Origin of the sequence: Citrobacter sp. R56, assembly GCF_016811995.1 — a bacterium.
Lineage (GTDB): Bacteria > Pseudomonadota > Gammaproteobacteria > Enterobacterales > Enterobacteriaceae > Citrobacter_D > Citrobacter_D enshiensis.
Genome location: NZ_CP069159.1, coordinates 2,551,798 through 2,570,238 on the forward strand (window position 1 = coordinate 2,551,798; position 18,441 = coordinate 2,570,238).

Genomic DNA, 18,441 nt, shown 5'->3' on the forward strand with positions numbered 1-18,441 from the left:
CTTTATTTAAACTGTTTGAGGAAACGCAGATCGTTTTCGAAGAATGAACGCAGGTCAGTCACGCCATAACGCAGCATCGTCAAACGTTCCATGCCCATACCAAAGGCGAAGCCAGAATAAATTTCCGGATCGATGCCGACATTACGCAGTACGTTTGGATGCACCATGCCGCAACCCAGCACTTCCAGCCATTTGCCATTTTTGCCCATCACATCCACTTCTGCAGACGGCTCAGTGAACGGGAAGTAAGAAGGACGGAAACGGATCTGCAAATCTTCTTCAAAGAAGTTACGCAGGAAGTCGTGCAGCGTGCCTTTCAGGTTGGTAAAGCTGATGTTGGTGTCAACAATCAATCCTTCCATCTGATGGAACATCGGGGTGTGGGTCTGATCGTAATCGTTACGATACACGCGTCCCGGCGCGATGATACGAATCGGCGGCTGCTGGTCTTTCATGGTACGGATCTGAACGCCAGAGGTCTGCGTACGCAGCAGGCGGGTCGCATCAAACCAGAATGTGTCGTGGTCCGCACGTGCCGGGTGATGACCTGGGATATTCAGCGCATCGAAGTTGTGATAGTCGTCTTCGATTTCCGGGCCTGTCGCCACGGTAAAACCAAGCTCGCCAAAGAAACTTTCAATACGATCGATGGTACGGGTCACCGGATGCAGACCGCCGTTTTCGATACGACGACCAGGCAGAGAAACGTCAATCGTTTCTTCGGCCAGACGCGCGTTCAGCGCAGCATTTTCTAAATCTGCCTTACGTGCGTTCAGCGCTTGCTGCACCTGCTCTTTCGCTTCGTTGATAACCGCACCAGCGGCCGGACGCTCTTCTGGCGGCAGTTCACGCAGGGTCGTCATCTGAAGGGTTAAATGCCCTTTCTTGCCCAAATATTCGACGCGTACATTGTCTAACGCGGCAACATCTGACGCCTGGTTAATGGCTGCCTTTGCACTGGCAACCAGCTCTGCGAGATGTGACATGGTTTTCCTCATTGTGTCGGTGAAGACACCGTTTGTGGTCATTATTTTTGCTCTAACTATTTCGAGTTGCAGCCTGTACGCCTGCTACTTGAAATAGATCGCGCAATTTTAGATACAAAAAAAGCCTCCACTGGGGAGGCTTTCTGGCGCTGTTTTCCGTTTCATTTCTCACGCGCTAGCCTCCTGAAGTCAGGTGCTAAAGTAAAAAAAGAAACGGAAAATAGCAGCATTCATGCTTGCGTTACCTTGTTGGGTAAAACCGAAAGACCTTTATTGAAAAGGGTTACGGGTAAATTGTCAACTGATTGATTGCACTACAAATAAAAGAGAGGGAGCCAGGCTCCCTCTTTTCACTGGCTTATGCCAGAGCTGCTTTCGCTTTTTCGACCAGAGCGGTGAACGCTAATTTGTCGAATACTGCGATGTCAGCCAGGATCTTACGGTCAATTTCAACAGAGGCTTTTTTCAGGCCGTTGATGAATTTGCTGTAAGAAATACCGTTCTGACGTGCTGCTGCGTTGATACGCGCAATCCACAGTTGACGGAACTGACGCTTACGTTGACGACGGTCACGGTAAGCATACTGGCCAGCTTTGATAACAGCCTGGAAGGCAACGCGGTATACGCGAGAACGCGCACCGTAGTAGCCTTTGGCTTGTTTCATGATCTTCTTGTGACGTGCACGTGCCATTACACCACGTTTTACGCGAGCCATATGTGCTCTCCTGTATCTATATTCTTAGTGAAAAAAGTTAAACGTTAACGGCTTATGCGTACGGCAGGCACGCGATTACCAGACCCAGATCGCCTTTAGAAACAAGGCCTTTTGGACGCAGGTGACGTTTACGCTTAGTCGATTTTTTGGTCAGAATATGACGCAGGTTTGCGTGCTTACGCTTAAATCCACCACCACCGGTTTTTTTGAAGCGCTTAGCAGCACCGCGTACGGTCTTAATTTTAGGCATTTTAATAACTTCCACTTCGCATTGTTAATAAACGAAACGTAGGCGAACAACGGCTGTGGAACCCGCAGGCTCCACAGACATTGCTACTTGAAGGCCTTACTGTTTCTTCTTAGGAGCGAGCACCATGATCATCTGGCGGCCTTCGATCTTCGTAGGGAAGGATTCGACTACTGCCAGTTCACTCAGATCGTCACGGACGCGCGTAAGCACTTCCATACCGATCTGTTGGTGGGCCATCTCACGACCGCGGAAACGCAGCGTGATCTTAGCCTTATCGCCATCTTCCAGAAAGCGTACCAGGCTGCGGAGTTTTACCTGGTAATCGCCATCGTCGGTACCAGGACGGAATTTAATTTCCTTAACCTGGATAACTTTTTGTTTCTTCTTCTGTTCCTTAGAAGACTTACTCTTTTCATAAAGGAACTTGCCGTAGTCCATAATACGACAAACTGGCGGTTCGGCGTTAGGGCTGATTTCAACTAAATCTACTCCAGCTTCTTCAGCTTTTTCGATAGCTTCTCTCAGACTCACAATACCCAAAGCTTCGCCTTCCAGACCTGTTAAGCGAACTTCCAGGGCGCGAATCTCGCCATTGATACGATTCGGACGTGCCGTTTGAACTCGTTTTCCGCCTTTAATACCTTATTCCTCCAGTTGTTGAAGACTGCGGCTGCGAATCTCTTGTTGCAGCTTCTCGATAACTTCATTTACGTCCAGGCTGCCCAAGTCTTTGCCACGACGGGTACGCACGGCAACTTTGCCTGCTTCTACCTCTTTGTCGCCACAGACCAACATGTAAGGGACACGACGTAAAGTGTGCTCGCGGATTTTAAAGCCTATCTTCTCATTTCTCAAGTCTGCTTTTACACGAATGCCCGCATTTTGTAGTTTCTGCGTTAATTCGTTAACGTATTCAGACTGTGAATCGGTAATATTCATGACCACAACCTGAACCGGCGCAAGCCAGGTCGGGAAGAAGCCTGCGAACTCTTCAGTCAGGATACCGATGAAACGTTCCATCGACCCAAGAATTGCGCGGTGAATCATAACCGGAACCTGACGTTCGTTGTTTTCGCCAACATAAGAGGCGCTTAAACGAGACGGCAGAGAGAAGTCCAGCTGTACAGTGCCGCACTGCCATGCACGATCGAGGCAGTCATACAGGGTAAACTCAATTTTCGGACCGTAGAATGCACCCTCACCCAGTTGATATTCAAACGGGATATTGTTTTCTTCCAGTGCAACCGCTAAGTCCGCCTCAGCACGATCCCACATTTCGTCGCTGCCGATACGTTTTTCGGGGCGAGTGGAAAGTTTGACGACGATCTTCTCGAAGCCAAAAGTGCTATACATATCGTAGACCATACGAATGCAGGCGTTCACTTCATCACGGATCTGCTCTTCAGTACAGAAGATATGCGCATCATCCTGAGTAAAGCCACGTACACGCATCAGGCCATGCAACGCACCAGACGGCTCGTTACGGTGGCAACTACCGAACTCCGCCATACGCAGCGGCAGATCGCGGTAGGATTTCAGACCCTGATTGAAGATCTGAACGTGACCCGGGCAGTTCATCGGTTTGATGCAGTATTCACGGTTCTCGGAAGAGGTGGTGAACATCGCATCTTTATAGTTGTCCCAGTGCCCTGTTTTTTCCCACAGGACACGGTCCATCATGAACGGGCCTTTCACTTCCTGATACTGGTACTCTTTCAGTTTTGAACGAACAAAAACTTCCAGTTCACGGAAAATGGTCCAGCCGTCATTGTGCCAGAACACCATACCCGGTGCTTCTTCCTGCATATGGTACAGGTCAAGCTGCTTACCGATTTTACGGTGGTCGCGTTTGGCCGCTTCTTCCAGACGTTGCAGGTAGGCGCTCAGGGCTTTCTTATCGGCCCATGCAGTACCATAAATACGCTGCAGCATCTTATTGTTGCTGTCGCCGCGCCAGTATGCGCCTGCGGTTTTCATCAGTTTGAAGTGATGGCAGAAACGCATGTTCGGCACGTGCGGACCGCGGCACATATCGACATATTCTTCATGATGATACAAGCCAGGCTTATCATCATGAGTAATGTTTTCATCAAGAATAGAGATTTTATACGTCTCGCCACGCTTCACGAAGGTTTCACGCGCTTCGTGCCAGCTGACTTTTTTCTTAATGACGTCGTAGTTTTTCTCAGCGAGCTCGTGCATCCGCTTCTCGAGCGCGTCGACATCTTCCTGGGTTAACGTACGGTCAAGATCAATGTCATAGTAAAAACCGTTGTCGACAACCGGACCGATAGCCATTTTGGTATTCGGCCAAAGTTGTTTGATCGCGTGCCCTAACAGGTGCGCACAGGAGTGACGAATGATCTCAAGACCTTCTTCATCCTTGGCGGTGATGATGGAGAGCTTCGCATCATGTTCGATGAGATCGGAAGCGTCAACCAGCTCACCATTTACACGGCCAGCAATGGTGGCTTTCGCCAGTCCTGGACCGATGTCCAGCGCAACATCCATGGGGCTTACAGCGTGGTCGTAATGGCGTTGGCTGCCATCAGGAAGAGTAATAACAGGCATGTTATATCCTTATTTGCAGTGGTGACCCACACGAAAGATCACATACAAAGTTTCAATGTTAAATTTATCAAAAAGTTATGGACTGATTCCCGCTTCACTCTGCGAAATATGTCACGTACCACTCGCGTGGCGATACCGTAACCTACATCCGCTTTTTGATAACACCGTTTGACAGTGTACACGGCATTGACGGTCGTTCAAAGCCGCAATCACACTGAACTCTATGATGTAAATCAACTGACTGACTTGCCGCGACTTTGTTACACTAAGAAAATCAGGTTGAATTTAACAGGAAAAGGATAATGCCGACGAACCGCTTTGCGAAAAAACACTGGAAGATGGTGGTTGTGTTGATTGCCATCTGTGGTGCGATGCTTCTGTTACGCTGGGCGGCGATGATCTGGGGTTAACCTTCAGAATAATGGCGGAACGTTAAGCGCTGTATATTCCCTGCGCAACAATAAAACGCAAATGCGCGTTAATATTCCCCCGCCAGCGATGACTGAAATAATTTTCTGAAAAGAATAAAAAATAACGTCGCATTTTAAAACGGCCGGGTCGCCTGTAAACGACCCGGCGCACGTTTACATCTTATAACCCAGTGAAACTGTCGTACGGCGATCTGTATGCTCTGGCGCCGTTTCCGGCGGTTCGGAGTTCCAGGTCACATTATAAGCAACCTTCAAGCCGAAATGTTCATTGATGGCGACATCGAGCGCCGTCTCCGAGTTGAGGGTGGTATCATCCGCCCCAAACACTGACACGCCCTGCGTGAATTTAGTGGTATCCGTCATCTGCCAGGCGTAAGCGCCCGACGCATAACCGAGTGGCTGAGTTTCCGTCGTATCGTCTGTGCGTTCGTCATAACGAACACCGGGACCGAATTCAAAACGGAAACTGTGTACCGGACCATTGAGAAACTGGCGACCATACCCTGCCGTCGCAATATCACGCTCGTGGTAACCGTTGTAGCGGTCGGTAAGCCAACTCGCCTGGCCAAAAAGATAATCATAATCGGTGGTGTTAAAACGGCTACGGCCGCCCACAGCGTATTTTTCCGAAGAACGCTCATCATTCGACGAGGTGTTGCTGGCATTCCCCCACAGTGACCATGCGGTGGTTTGACCGTACCAGGTCATGGTGGTATCCGCCGTTATGGAAGAGCTTTGGGTATTGCCTGACTGAGCAAGGTATCCCGCATTCAGGTTACCTTCAAAGGGTTTCTTCGCGGTGGTGGGATCATCCATGACAGTAAAAACGGAATCATCGGCGGCGGCATGCATTGACGCAACGACGCCACCCGCCAGCATTAATGCAGCGGGTACTGTCTTCAAAAGCTTCATTTATAAAGAGTCCGTACAACAAAAAAAGAGACCATAGCGGTCCCGGAAACCTTCTTAGGGATCAAAGACAAACGATCGCCGGAAAGGTAACAAATTATAAAAAGGCTCGAATAACATAGCAATGAATTCTTATTTCATTTTTTGAATAAGGGCGCTCCTGAATCAATAAATTATTTATATCTACACATAGCGCAAATTTTGAATAAATAGCCAATAAATCATACCGTTAATTACTTCACTTTCCAGGCGTTCGGTGCCAGACTGAATTCAGCCTAACAGGAGGTAATGATGGTACGTATCTATACGTTAACACTTGCGCCCTCTCTCGATAGCGCAACACTCACGCCGCAAATCTACCCCGAAGGGAAGCTCCGCTGCACGTCACCGGTTTTTGAGCCCGGCGGCGGCGGCATCAACGTCGCCCGTGCAATTTCACATCTTGGCGGTACGGCCACCGCCATTTTCCCCGCTGGCGGTGCCACCGGCGAACACCTGGTAGCCTTATTGGCCGATGAACATGTTCCCGTCGCAACAGTTGAAGCCAAAGACTGGACCCGCCAGAATCTGCATGTCCACGTCGGATCCAGCGGCGAGCAATATCGCTTCGTGATGCCCGGCGCATCGCTTAGCGACAAAGAATTTCAGTTGCTTGAAGAACAGGTTCTCGAAATTGAATCCGGCGCGTTGCTCGTTATCAGCGGTAGTTTGCCGCCCGGCGTCAAGCTGGAAAAACTCACGCAGCTGATCTCGGCGGCGCAGAAACAAGGCATTCGTTGCATTGTTGACAGTTCAGGCGATGCCCTACGCGCGGCCTTAGATATCGGCAATATTGAACTGGTTAAACCCAACCAAAAAGAACTGAGCGCACTGGTCAACCGTGAACTCACCCAACCTGATGACGTGCGTAACGCGGCTCAGGAGATTGTGAAAAGCGGTAAAGCGCATCGGGTTGTTGTTTCTCTGGGCCCACAAGGTGCGCTGGCGGTCGACGCCGACAGTTGCGTTCAGGTCGTCCCTCCGCCGGTGAAAAGTCAAAGCACCGTGGGTGCGGGTGACAGCATGGTTGGTGCCATGACGCTGAAATTGGCTGAGGATGCATCTCTGGAAGATATGGTGCGGTTCGGTGTAGCTGCGGGGAGCGCGGCGACCCTCAATCAGGGAACGCGTTTGTGCTCCGCTGAGGATACACAAAAGATTTATGCTTATTTGACGCAATCATAACGGTTTTCCCCTCCTTAATTGTGAGGGGATTCGCCGACAAACCTGTCAGCATGGTGATTCTCCGTCTATGCTGAAAAGTCATGTGATTACAAAGAGGTGAATTATGGCCAGTGGTGATATCACCCGTTATGTCATAACCGTAACGTTTCATGAGCACTCCTTAACGGAAATTAATGAGCTTAATAATCATCTTACACGCGGTGGTTTCTTGTTGACCCTGACGGATGAAGACGGAAACGTGCATGAACTTGGCACAAACACCTTTGGCCTGATTAGCGCACTGAATAAAGACGAGGTGACGGCACTCACCGCAGGGCTGGCTGAAAGTGCGTTAGGCAATAAACCCGGAATTTCCGTTTCCACATGGGAGGAGTGGCGAAAAGACAAACAATAAGTGCCATTACAGCGACGACGCGTCTCAGGTGTGCGTCAGTTCGTGTTTTTTTACCGCATTTATGCGCTAACCTTATGATCTGGCAGACAACATGGGGAGAGACATCATGTGGCAGGCTATCAGTCGTCTTTTAAGCGAGCAATTAGGTGAAGGCGAAATCGAACTGCGTAATGAACTGCCCGGCGGAGAGATCCATGCCGCATGGCATTTACGCTATGCGGGACGTGATTTTTTCGTTAAGTGTGATGAAAGAGAACTCCTTCCGGGCTTTACGGCCGAAGCTGACCAACTGGAATTGCTCTCTCGCAGTAAAACCGTTGCGGTACCGAAAGTGTGGGCCGTAGGTTCAGACAGAGACTACAGTTTCCTGGTGATGGATTATCTCCCACCCCGTCCGCTGGATGCCCATAATGCGTTTATTCTGGGTCAACAGCTCGCCCATTTACACGCCTGGAGCGAGCAGCCGCAATTCGGTCTTGATTTCGATAACGCACTCTCTACCACGCCACAACCCAACGCCTGGCAACGACGCTGGTCGACCTTTTTCGCAGAACAACGTATTGGTTGGCAGCTAGAGTTGGCTGCAGAAAAAGGAATAGCGTTCGGTAACATCGACGCTATTGTTGAGCATATCCAACAGCGACTCTCCTCACATCAACCACAGCCCTCACTTTTACATGGCGATCTGTGGTCGGCAAACTGTGCGCTGGGTCCAGATGGGCCTTATATCTTTGACCCCGCCTGCTACTGGGGTGACAGAGAGTGCGATCTGGCGATGCTGCCGCTGCATACCGATCAACCTCCACAAATCTATGATGGCTACCAGTCGGTTTCCCCATTGCCGTTAGATTTTCTGGATCGCCAGCCCGTCTATCAGCTGTATACATTGCTAAACCGGGCGATTCTGTTTGGCGGTCAGCACCTGGTGATTGCGCAGAAAGCAATGGACAGACTGTTGGCAGCGTAGTGTGTATGCCCGATGGCGCGACGCTTATCGGGCACACAACCACACCCCCTGGCCGGATAAGGCGTCAGCCGCTATCCGGCATTATTTTTACCCGACAAATCCCAGCAGAGAAAAGAAGACGTAGCCGAGCACGATAATAATCACCGGCAGGATATAAAGCGGAAAAAACTGCAGAAAGATAGTGTGATGCGGCACGACGATACGTGACTCGATCTGCTCACGCGAGATCCCCTCAGCACCTTTGGCTTTTTCCAGAATCAACTGGTCCTCAACGCCTTCACGGAGAAAACGCGCCTGACGGCTCATTCTGGCACCAGAGTCCTGCAACGCAAGACCAATGAAGATCAGGACGAAAATCACCCAAAACATCACATTGAGACTGTTTTGAAAATCCGGCGTCGGCGAGTTGTACCAGAACAGGTTCAGGAACGGGGTATTAACGCGCATCATGTCGATCATCACGTGGGCAAAATCGAGCATCACCGCATTAATCCCCTCTTGCTTCTCGCTGCGGGCGTACATAAATTTCAGTACCGACACCAGCGTAGAAATCAGCGCAGGGATGAAAATCACCCATCCCAGAATCCTTTTTAAGATAGCAATGCGTCCAGCTTGTTGATACGTCATGAGTTCCCCTTGGTAAAGACGCGCTGTTTTGGCCTTAAGTCTACCTTCTGATAACTATTTTCGCCCGATTTTTAAAGGCAGTATGGTACGGTAGTAGCCATAATGAACGCTCATTACCTTACGTTTTAATCTCAACAGGAGAGGTTGTGATGTCAACCCCGCGTCAAATTCTTGCTGCAATTTTTGATATGGATGGATTACTGATCGATTCCGAGCCGCTATGGGATCAGGCCGAACTGGATGTGATGGCTAGTTTAGGCGTAGATATCGCCCGCCGCCATGAACTCCCGGACACCCTGGGTTTACGTATCGATATGGTTGTCGACCTGTGGTACGCACATCAGCCCTGGAAGGGGCCTGACCGTCAGGAAGTCACTGACCGGATCATCGCGCGGGCTATCTCACTGGTAGAGGAAACGCGTCCACTGCTGCCTGGCGTACGTGAGGCCGTTGCGCTGTGCAAATCTCAGGGATTGCTGGTCGGGCTGGCGTCGGCTTCCCCACTGCATATGCTGGAAAAAGTCCTGACTATGTTTGGTTTGCGCGACAGCTTCGACGCCCTCGCCTCGGCGGAAAAACTCCCCTACAGCAAGCCGCACCCGCAGGTTTATATCGACTGCGCAACCAAGCTGGGCATCGACCCGTTAGCCTGCGTCGCGCTGGAGGACTCCGTCAACGGCATGGTGGCGTCAAAAGCCGCCCGTATGCGCTCCATCGTCGTTCCTGCTGAAGAGGGTCAACACGATGCACGTTTTGCCCTTGCCGACGTGAAACTGACTTCTTTATCCGATCTTACGGCCGCCCATTTGCGTGGCTAATCCTCAGGGGCAATCGCGCATTGCCCCTTTCTTTTATTTTTTTAAAACAGCGTTTCATTTTTTGTTGTATTCCCTCGCAACCTCTTCTATTCTTCTTTCATTCGTTATCGCTGATAAACATGGGTAGCCGAGGTAAGTATGATTTTGGATGCGTTTAGTCTGGCGGGGAAAACAGCGATCGTCACCGGTTGCGATACCGGGCTGGGCCAGGGTATGGCTGTCGCGCTTGCCGAGGCAGGCTGCAACATCGTGGGTGTGAACCGGAAGATCCCCCACGAGACGGCAGCAAAAGTTGCGGCGCTGGGCAGGCAATTTATGACGATTCAGGCCGACCTGAGCCAGCAAAGTTCTATCGCTGATATCGTGAACCAGACGGTCGCGAAATTCGGGCGGGTGGATATTCTGGTCAATAACGCCGGGACGATTCGCCGCGACGATGCGCTCTCTTTCAGCGAGAAAGACTGGGATGACGTGATGAACCTGAATCTCAAATCTGTTTTCTTTCTTTCACAGGCCGTGGCGCGCCAGTTTTTACAGCAAGGCCACGGTGGCAAAATCATCAATATTGCCTCCATGCTCTCTTTCCAGGGCGGGATCCGTGTTCCCTCTTATACCGCTTCTAAAAGCGGTGTGCTGGGTCTTACCCGCCTGTTGGCCAATGAATGGGCGCCACATCAGATCAACGTCAATGCCATCGCCCCGGGTTATATGGCCACAAACAATACGCAGCAGTTGCGCGATGATGCCGGGCGCAGCAAAGAGATCGTCGATCGCATTCCGGCTGGACGCTGGGGAACGCCAGACGACCTGAAAGGCCCGGTGGTTTTTCTCGCATCAGACGCTTCTGCCTACATCAACGGCTATACCATTGCCGTTGACGGTGGCTGGCTGGCACGCTAATCACCACTTTTGTGACATAGGGTTACAACGTCACCTCTTCCGCCTACTGTACAAAAACCCTATACTGTATGAATTGACAGTTTATTGGGTTCTATCATGACGGCGGAAGGCCACCTCCTTTTTTCAATTGCCTGTGCGGTATTTGCCAAAAATGCCGAGCTTACGCCCGTTCTCGCGCAGGGCGACTGGTGGCATATTGTCCCTTCAGCAATTCTGACCTGCCTGTTGCCTGACATTGATCATCCAAAGTCATTGCTCGGTCAGCGGTTAAAATGGATCTCCAAACCGATTGCCAGGGCTTTTGGTCATCGTGGATTTACCCACAGTCTGCTGGCGGTATTTGCGCTACTGACCACGTTTTATCTGAAAGTCCCGGAGAGCTGGATAATCCCGGCCGACGCCTTGCAGGGCATGGTGCTGGGCTACTTAAGCCATATTCTGGCAGACATGCTAACCCCGGCTGGTGTCCCTCTGCTCTGGCCGTGTCGCTGGCGCTTCCGCCTGCCAATACTTGTCCCACAGAAAGGTAATCAACTGGAGCGTTTTCTCTGCATGGCGCTGTTTGCCTGGGCCGTGTGGATGCCGCAGACAATCCCCGAAAACAGTGCCGTACGCTGGTCTTCGCATATGATCAATACGCTGCAATTCCAGTTCAACCGTTTTATAAATCACCAAATCGATTAGTAAATCGACGCAACTGTTGTTTTTGGTATAAACAATTCCATTTGAATATAAGAGGCAACTCACAGTTCTGCTAATCTTGCGGCAACAGAATCGCAGAAACGAAGCGATACAAATAAAAAGATCAGGAGAACGGGGATGAATTTTCCATTAGTTGCGAACATCGTGGTGTTCGTTGTACTGCTGTTTGTGCTGGCGCAAGCCCGTCACAAACAGTGGAGTCTGGCAAAGAAAGTACTGGTGGGTCTGGTCATGGGCGTGGTCTTTGGCCTTGCTCTGCACACGATTTACGGGTCTGACAGCCAGGTCTTAAAAGATTCAGTTCAGTGGTTCAACATTGTCGGTAACGGCTATGTGCAACTGCTGCAAATGATTGTTATGCCGCTGGTCTTCGCCTCGATCCTGAGTGCGGTGGCGCGTTTGCATAACGCCTCTCAACTGGGAAAAATCAGTTTTCTGACCATCGGCACCTTGCTGTTCACCACGTTGATCGCCGCTCTGGTGGGGGTACTGGTGACCAATCTGTTTGGTCTGACCGCGGAAGGTCTGGTGCAGGGAGGCGCAGAAACGGCGCGTCTGACCGCCATTGAAACCAACTATGTGGGCAAAGTGGCCGACCTCAGCGTACCGCAGCTGGTGTTGTCATTCATCCCGAAAAACCCGTTTGCCGACCTGACCGGGGCAAACCCGACGTCGATCATCAGCGTGGTCATTTTCGCTGCGTTCCTCGGCGTTGCGGCGCTGAAACTGCTGAAAGATGACGCGCCGAAAGGCGAGCGCGTGTTAACCGCCATCGATACCCTGCAGAGCTGGGTAATGAAACTGGTTCGTCTGGTTATGCAGTTAACGCCTTATGGCGTGCTGGCACTGATGACCAAAGTCGTGGCTGGTTCTAACCTGCAGGACATCATCAAGCTGGGAAGCTTTGTTGTGGCGTCCTATCTTGGCCTGGCGATTATGTTTGCCGTACACGGCGTTCTGCTTGGCGTTAATGGCGTCAGCCCGCTGAAATATTTCCGCAAAGTGTGGCCGGTCCTGACCTTTGCCTTTACCAGCCGTTCCAGCGCTGCGTCAATTCCGTTGAACGTTGAAGCGCAAACGCGTCGTCTGGGCGTACCGGAATCTATCGCCAGCTTTGCGGCCTCTTTTGGCGCGACCATTGGTCAGAACGGCTGTGCGGGTCTGTACCCGGCAATGCTGGCCGTCATGGTGGCACCGACCGTTGGCATTAACCCGCTGGATCCCGTATGGATTGCCACGCTGGTTGGTATCGTCACGGTAAGCTCTGCGGGTGTTGCGGGTGTGGGTGGCGGTGCGACGTTCGCCGCGCTGATCGTTCTGCCCGCCATGGGGCTGCCGGTCACGCTGGTTGCCCTGTTGATTTCCGTCGAACCGCTGATCGATATGGGGCGTACTGCGCTGAATGTCAGTGGCTCAATGACGGCCGGTACTCTGACCAGTCAATGGCTGAAGCAGACAGATAAAACCATTCTGGACAGCGAGGATGATGCCGAACTGGCTCATCACTAATCCGCTCTGATGATGTGAAAAAACCGCCTGTATCTCCTACAGGCGGTTTTTTTATATCCCCTTATTCCGCCAACTCATTTTCCTGGCGGATCTGATTTGCCCAGCGCTGCGCCGACTCCGGAACGGTAAACGCAGGCGATCGCTGAAACGACTCCCCCATTAAGACAAACGCGACGTATTTTCCACGCATAATCCACACGTCACGAAATGACTCCATTTTTATCGCGTGTTCCGGCTGCGCAGGCTCCACGCGTGGAACATAGCTGATAACCGGGCGATTTTGTTGGCGAAGAGGTTTCATCATCAGTTGTTTCACTAAAGGCAAATTCAAAAAATCATAAAAACACTATCTTAGCCGATTTTGCCCCCCGGCGTCCTGCCCTGCGTGTGCGGTTACACGCATCGTAGCGATCGCGGATGGGAAAGTTGAAGGGGAAATAGCGAGCAGCAAATATAAAACATGGGTGAAATAAAAAAAGCGGCGCTCTATCGCGCCGCAAACTCAGGCTCTATACATCAAGAAAACTGCCGAGACGATACCCACGTTCCGCAATGGCATTTTTCAATGACGGGGACGTAAGCACATCAAGCTCAGTCAAGCGGGGGTAACAGTAGGCGCTCTGACGAAGTGTATTGTCGACAAAGGCCGGATGACACATGACTTCGAGTGATGCCTCGCCTTTTTCTGCAGAAGCGTCAAGCACCTGCAAAAAGAGCGATTCTGAAATCGCCTCACCATAAAACTCGCTGCTAAACCCTTGCGAGCTTCGCAGCGCCATCGGCAAATCGGTATCTTTAAATACCGTCTGGCGATCGATTCGCAATGCAACACCCTGTTGTGCGGCAAAATGCGCCACCCGCGGGAAAATCTGCGGGAACATATGGACATGGTGATGGCTGTCCAGATGCGTTGGCGCTTTACCAAACAGTTCTATAAAACGCTGATACTGACATTCCAGTTCATGCGAAATTTCGTCCAGCGGTAAGTCGTCTTCTTCCGCCATCTGCCAGATCCATTTCCCCAGACGGCCATCACGGGTTAGCCCTGGCATCTGCGTTAACGGTTTCCCCAGCGTCAGAACAAAGTGCATCCCCACCGCAAGCTCAGGGACTTCACGGCTAAGTTGAACGGCATGATCGATAGCGTCACCATTGACCAGCGCGGTCGTGGAAGTGACCACACCATGACGACAGCTCTCCACAATGCCGTAGTTTTGCCCTTTGCTCAGGCCAAAATCATCCGCATTCACAATCAATAAGCGTTCCATAGCCAACCTCTGTTAGTGTTCTTTGAGCTTTTCAATGCAGTCCGCAAAATGAGGCAGCCACTTTTCATGCGCCAGAATCAGTTCGCGCGCCAGGCTTTCCGCATCACGGTCAGAATGCACCAGCGGGCTCAGGTTAAGCGCCAGCAAGACATCATTAAATTCACCGCTCAGCGCCGCCTTACTTGCCGCGACTTCAAATCCTTTAATGGTATAGATAAGACCCAACACTTTCTCGTCAAAATGCGTAATACGCGGATGCGGCGTGGCGCCATTGCGTCCTAACGTACAGGTCATTTCCACCGCCCAGTCAGCCGGAATATTATCGACATGCCCATGATGCGGGATGTTGACATAATGCTCAGTCTGCTTGTCATTATAGATTGCATTAATCACTTCACAGGCGGCGTCGGAGTAATACGCCCCGCCGCGTTGCTCAAGCTCTTTCGGCTTCACGTTAAGTTCTGGATTCTTATAAAGGTCAAAAAGTTGTTTCTCCACTTTTTGCACCACCTGAGCGCGAGCGCCGCCTTTATAATATTCCCCTAATTCAATGGCCAGCATCTCTTTCTGTTTGAAGTAATACAGCAGATAAGAGCACGGCAGCAGATTCAGAGAACGAATTAACCCTTCGCTGAACGGCAGGTCGAAAATATTTTTCACCGTTGAGGCTTTCAACTCACCGGAGGCGACACCGTCCAGAAGTTCGGCAAACCGTGATTCACCATTTACCAGCACATCTTTAATAAAGACCATATGGTTCAAACCAAACAGGTCAATAGACAGATCGTCGTCTTCCGATAATTTCAGCACGTCATTAATAAACATCTTCATGCCAACCGGAATATTGCACACACCGATAAATTTCTTGAAGTTAGTGTGTCGGTAAACCGCTTCCGTCACCATTCCTGCCGGGTTGGTAAAGTTAATCACCCACGCATTCGGGCAAAGTTCTTCCACATCGCGAATGATATCGAAAATAACCGGAATGGTACGCAACCCTTTGAACAGGCCGCCAGCGCCGTTGGTCTCCTGACCAAGATATCCCTGACTGAGAGGGATACGCTCATCGAGTTCGCGGGCTTTCAGTTGGCCCACGCGCAGTTGGGTGGTGACAAAGTCAGCCCCTTTCAACGCTTCACGGCGGTCGAGGGTCTTAAACAACTTCATCGGTACGCCAGCTTTGTCGATCATTCGCTGGCAAAGATCAAAAATAATATCCAGTTTCTCTTTGCCGCCTTCCACATCGACCAACCATAATTCGGAAACCGGTAATTCGTGATAACGCTTAATAAAGCCTTCAAGTAATTCAGGGGTGTAACTGCTCCCGCCACCAATGGTGACGATCTTTAATTTCTGGCTCATAATATCTCCATTCAGTGTAAAAACACTGGCGTGTATTATGCTTCGCCCAAATACAGGACAGTCGCATGGCGTCCCGGCATTATTTTTCGGGCAAGCTTTAAAATAATTGAGTCGAACAAATAAATCGCTATTGATTTATTTCAGTTAATCTTTTCCGGTAGCTATTCGGCGTAAATGACGTCAGTTTTTTAAAGGTTTTAATGAACAGGCTTGGGCTACTGTATCCCGCTTCATAAGCGATATCGGTTACCGAATAGTTGGTCATTTCCAGCTGTTTTTTCGCAAAGTTGATACGGATTTCATTAATAATCTGCATCGGCGTTTTGCTGTAATAACGCTGGGTCGCGCGGGTCAGGTACTCCTGGGATTTTGCGGACAGGTATACCATATTTTCCAGCGCGCTTTCGCCAAACCGCGTTTTGTCGTGCATCGCCTCCACAGTGGCTTTAAGCCATTGTGGAATATCGCCAATCACCTGCTCTTCCCGGTGGTGCCGTAACCGATTAATGATATAGAAGGTGACCACTTCTATAAATTCATCCAGTTCGTTGTCCCGAAAGTTGAGCGACGCAATCACTGTCTCGATATAGGTGAGAAAGGCGCTGTTAGCCCGATACACCTGCGATGCCACAAAGCAAAACGGTAATAAAGGGTGATAGTGCTGTTCAAAAAAACGTTTACTGATGCCGACATTCAGAATGCGCGTGGCGCCAAATTCGTAAAAACTTTGATGGTGAGACCCCAGAGGGATAAAAACAAAGTCTCCACGCTCCAGCAACACCCGCTTGCCGTTGATTTCCTGATAATAGCGACCGGTTAATACCAGGGTAAACTCATAGTAATCATGCTGGTGCAGCCCACTGATACTCTCAGTTTTGTTGTAGATAAACACATGGAAATTTTTACCGTTAAAAAGCTGCTGCTCAAAAGCGGTCGCAATTTCCGGCGCGTTAACCTGTAGCTGCATCATATTACCCCTCGCTATTTCAACTTCTCGTGAAGCTCTATCAACTCGGTGACCAGTTCACGCGCCAGCATTGATGTCATCAGATGGTCCTGAGCATGCACCAGAACCAGGCTGACTTTCATTTTACCTTCGCCCTGATCGCCTTCAATCAGTTTCGTCTGCACGAGATGCGCTTCATTGAGCGCCATGCGTGACTGCTCCATCATAGCTTTTGCAGCTTCAAAATCACCCTGCTTGGCCTGCTTAAGCGCAGCGTATGCCAGGCTGCGAGCCTGACCCGAATTGATGATTAGCCCCATCACCACTTCTTCAAGTTCTTCCGCTTCTGACTGCGTATCCACGATATTTTCGAGATCGATCATAATCCGTCCTCTGATGTGTCCCGGCATGGCGCGCCATGCCGGACTCAATTTAGAATTTCAGTGCGTTGGCAATATCTTCTTCGCTTTCTTCTTCATCAATCGCGTTCTGTGCCTTGTTGGCAACCACCACGAACGGCAGATAAATCAGCGTGGCAATCCCTAAGTTGAACAGTGCGACCAGCAGAGCAGCGACACTACCGTTGGTGTTAAAGAACGCCCCTAGCCCGGTTGGCATCGTCCACGGCGCGATGTTGGTGATCGGCGGGATAATCCCCATGTAATAGGCCACCAGCGTGATACCTGCCAGAATCGGCTGTACCAGGATGAACGGAATAAACATCACCGGGTTCATGATAATCGGCAAACCGAACAGAATAGGTTCGTTAATCTGGAAGATACCGGAAGGCAGCGCCAGTTTCGCAACCTGACGATAATCTGCACGACGCGAGGCCAGGAAAATCGCAATAATCAGACCCAGAGTTGCACCGCTTCCGCCGAGGAAGATGTAGGAGTCCAGCATAGGTTTTGCCCACACGTGGAACGTCTTACCGGCTTCCAGCGCCGCATCTACGGAACCATACTGCTGGTAGATAGCGATGTTTTCCAGAGCCCAGGGGGTCATGATGCCGCTGTCCAACGCCGTCAGCGCCAGTGAACCGTGAATACCGAAGAACCACAGCAGCGGAACAAACAGTACATACGCCCAACCTACCACACTGCCCAGCGACGCCAGCGGTGTAGAAATGGTGTCCATAATGATCTGGTGGAAGTTAGAACCGTAATTAGACAGCGCCCAGGCAATGATCCCCATAATAGAGAGAATAATGAACCCTGGAATTAACGCCGAGAATGAGCGTGAAACAGATGTAGGCACACTGTCCGGTAATTTAATCACCCAGTTGCGGTGAACAATAAAGGTAAACATTTCGGCCACTGCCAGGCCAATAATAATACCGGAGATAATATTGGCACCGCCTAACCAGTTCGCTCCCACCGCATAGGCTTCACCTACGCTATATGGCGTTACGGTCATAAAGGCAGCGACAGATAACAGTCCTGCGGCCAATGAATCGACTTTACGCTCTTCCGCCAGCGCCATGCCAATAAAGAATGGCGCCATTAGGGACATGATACCCAGCGTACCGTTATAGACGTTTCCGCCGATGCCTTTCAGACTGTTCAAGTTCTCAATCGTCGACGCATCAAGCCGAATGCCTAATGAATAAAAAAACGACCCCTCCCCAAAGCTCAGGAAAACGTTATTGATCAAGACAAACATGGCCCCCGCAAGGGTCAGCGGCATTAAGCGAATAAAGCCGTTTTTGATTGCATTGACGTGTGGTTGCTTTCCTATTTTAACAGCGAAAGGAAGGAGTACCTTTTCAAGTGAAGCAATAGCGTTACTCATAGAAAAATACCCTTAAATACCGCAATAAAATATTGCGGTGAATGTTTATGAAATAACTCTTTGACGGGAAA

General features: G+C 50.4%; 22 protein-coding genes and 1 other annotated feature. Of the genes, 8 read left to right on the plus strand and 14 right to left on the minus strand.

The window, feature by feature from the left end; translation table 11 throughout:
- Positions 1–2: 2 nt before the first annotated feature.
- The 6 genes from pheS to thrS form a co-directional block, all read right to left on the minus strand.
- Entirely contained in the window at positions 3–986 is a 984-nt protein-coding gene (gene pheS, locus JM656_RS12100; RefSeq protein ID WP_192612044.1) for a phenylalanine--tRNA ligase subunit alpha, read from the minus strand.
- A 114-nt stretch (positions 987–1,100) separates the two neighbouring features.
- Positions 1,101–1,225: a sequence feature (Phe leader region), on the minus strand.
- The gene (gene pheM / locus JM656_RS12105; protein WP_001386830.1) at positions 1,176–1,220 is read right to left on the minus strand and encodes a pheST operon leader peptide PheM; all 45 of its coding nucleotides are present in this window, start codon (positions 1,218–1,220) and stop codon (positions 1,176–1,178) included. Its footprint overlaps the feature before it by 45 nt.
- Positions 1,226–1,344: 119 nt before the next feature.
- Positions 1,345–1,701, minus strand: a complete 357-nt coding sequence (gene rplT, locus JM656_RS12110; RefSeq protein WP_192612043.1) for a 50S ribosomal protein L20 — start codon at positions 1,699–1,701, stop codon at positions 1,345–1,347.
- 52 nt (positions 1,702–1,753) lie between these two features.
- A complete protein-coding gene (gene rpmI / locus JM656_RS12115; RefSeq protein ID WP_003030583.1) occupies positions 1,754–1,951 on the minus strand; it encodes a 50S ribosomal protein L35 in 198 nt (65 codons plus the stop codon).
- A 96-nt stretch (positions 1,952–2,047) separates the two neighbouring features.
- Positions 2,048–2,590, minus strand: a complete 543-nt coding sequence (infC, locus tag JM656_RS12120; protein ID WP_071828920.1) for a translation initiation factor IF-3 — start codon at positions 2,588–2,590, stop codon at positions 2,048–2,050.
- A gap of 3 nt (positions 2,591–2,593) precedes the next feature.
- On the minus strand, positions 2,594–4,522 hold the full coding sequence (gene thrS, locus JM656_RS12125) for a threonine--tRNA ligase (protein WP_203358006.1): 1,929 nt from the start codon (positions 4,520–4,522) through the stop codon (positions 2,594–2,596).
- A 302-nt stretch (positions 4,523–4,824) separates the two neighbouring features.
- Here thrS and yniD point away from each other — a divergent pair, with 302 nt between their 5' ends.
- Entirely contained in the window at positions 4,825–4,932 is a 108-nt protein-coding gene (gene yniD, locus JM656_RS12130; protein ID WP_162379854.1) for a small membrane protein YniD, read from the plus strand.
- 174 nt (positions 4,933–5,106) lie between these two features.
- Here yniD and JM656_RS12135 read toward each other — a convergent pair whose 3' ends face one another.
- Positions 5,107–5,865 carry a YdiY family protein gene (locus JM656_RS12135; RefSeq protein ID WP_203358007.1) on the minus strand — a complete coding sequence of 253 codons (759 nt, stop codon included), beginning with the start codon at positions 5,863–5,865 and terminating at the stop codon, positions 5,107–5,109.
- 288 nt (positions 5,866–6,153) lie between these two features.
- Between JM656_RS12135 and pfkB the strand changes: the two genes are divergently transcribed.
- The 3 genes from pfkB to JM656_RS12150 all read left to right on the plus strand — a co-directional run bounded on the left by pfkB (position 6,154) and on the right by JM656_RS12150 (position 8,447).
- The gene (pfkB, locus tag JM656_RS12140; RefSeq protein ID WP_203361283.1) at positions 6,154–7,086 is read left to right on the plus strand and encodes a 6-phosphofructokinase II; all 933 of its coding nucleotides are present in this window, start codon (positions 6,154–6,156) and stop codon (positions 7,084–7,086) included.
- 103 nt (positions 7,087–7,189) lie between these two features.
- Complete coding sequence (ghoS, locus tag JM656_RS12145) at positions 7,190–7,480, plus strand: type V toxin-antitoxin system endoribonuclease antitoxin GhoS (RefSeq protein ID WP_203358008.1); 291 nt, start codon at positions 7,190–7,192, stop codon at positions 7,478–7,480.
- A gap of 106 nt (positions 7,481–7,586) precedes the next feature.
- Positions 7,587–8,447: a fructosamine kinase family protein gene (locus JM656_RS12150; protein WP_203358009.1), complete on the plus strand. Its 861-nt coding sequence runs from the start codon at positions 7,587–7,589 to the stop codon at positions 8,445–8,447.
- A gap of 87 nt (positions 8,448–8,534) precedes the next feature.
- Here the strand turns inward: JM656_RS12150 and JM656_RS12155 are convergent, their stop codons facing one another.
- Complete coding sequence (locus JM656_RS12155; protein ID WP_203358010.1) at positions 8,535–9,074, minus strand: YniB family protein; 540 nt, start codon at positions 9,072–9,074, stop codon at positions 8,535–8,537.
- Between the two features lie 149 nt (positions 9,075–9,223).
- Between JM656_RS12155 and hxpB the strand changes: the two genes are divergently transcribed.
- The 4 genes from hxpB to tcyP all read left to right on the plus strand — a co-directional run bounded on the left by hxpB (position 9,224) and on the right by tcyP (position 13,003).
- On the plus strand, positions 9,224–9,892 hold the full coding sequence (gene hxpB, locus JM656_RS12160; RefSeq protein WP_203358011.1) for a hexitol phosphatase HxpB: 669 nt from the start codon (positions 9,224–9,226) through the stop codon (positions 9,890–9,892).
- Positions 9,893–10,030: 138 nt separating this feature from the next.
- On the plus strand, positions 10,031–10,792 hold the full coding sequence (kduD, locus tag JM656_RS12165) for a 2-dehydro-3-deoxy-D-gluconate 5-dehydrogenase KduD (RefSeq protein ID WP_203358012.1): 762 nt from the start codon (positions 10,031–10,033) through the stop codon (positions 10,790–10,792).
- Between the two features lie 96 nt (positions 10,793–10,888).
- Positions 10,889–11,476, plus strand: coding sequence for a metal-dependent hydrolase (locus JM656_RS12170; protein ID WP_203358013.1), 588 nt, complete (start codon positions 10,889–10,891; stop codon positions 11,474–11,476).
- Positions 11,477–11,611: 135 nt separating this feature from the next.
- Positions 11,612–13,003: a cystine/sulfocysteine:cation symporter gene (gene tcyP, locus JM656_RS12175; RefSeq protein WP_203358014.1), complete on the plus strand. Its 1,392-nt coding sequence runs from the start codon at positions 11,612–11,614 to the stop codon at positions 13,001–13,003.
- A gap of 61 nt (positions 13,004–13,064) precedes the next feature.
- Here tcyP and cedA read toward each other — a convergent pair whose 3' ends face one another.
- From cedA to chbC, 6 genes are all read right to left on the minus strand, one after another.
- A complete protein-coding gene (gene cedA, locus JM656_RS12180) occupies positions 13,065–13,307 on the minus strand; it encodes a cell division activator CedA (RefSeq protein WP_203358015.1) in 243 nt (80 codons plus the stop codon).
- A gap of 205 nt (positions 13,308–13,512) precedes the next feature.
- Entirely contained in the window at positions 13,513–14,271 is a 759-nt protein-coding gene (chbG, locus tag JM656_RS12185; RefSeq protein ID WP_203358016.1) for a chitin disaccharide deacetylase, read from the minus strand.
- 12 nt (positions 14,272–14,283) lie between these two features.
- Positions 14,284–15,633: a 6-phospho-beta-glucosidase gene (locus JM656_RS12190; RefSeq protein ID WP_203358017.1), complete on the minus strand. Its 1,350-nt coding sequence runs from the start codon at positions 15,631–15,633 to the stop codon at positions 14,284–14,286.
- A 127-nt stretch (positions 15,634–15,760) separates the two neighbouring features.
- Positions 15,761–16,603 carry a transcriptional regulator ChbR gene (gene chbR, locus JM656_RS12195; protein ID WP_203358018.1) on the minus strand — a complete coding sequence of 281 codons (843 nt, stop codon included), beginning with the start codon at positions 16,601–16,603 and terminating at the stop codon, positions 15,761–15,763.
- A gap of 11 nt (positions 16,604–16,614) precedes the next feature.
- Entirely contained in the window at positions 16,615–16,962 is a 348-nt protein-coding gene (gene chbA / locus JM656_RS12200; RefSeq protein WP_203358019.1) for a PTS N,N'-diacetylchitobiose transporter subunit IIA, read from the minus strand.
- A gap of 49 nt (positions 16,963–17,011) precedes the next feature.
- Entirely contained in the window at positions 17,012–18,370 is a 1,359-nt protein-coding gene (gene chbC, locus JM656_RS12205; protein ID WP_203358020.1) for a PTS N,N'-diacetylchitobiose transporter subunit IIC, read from the minus strand.
- Positions 18,371–18,441 lie beyond the last annotated feature (71 nt).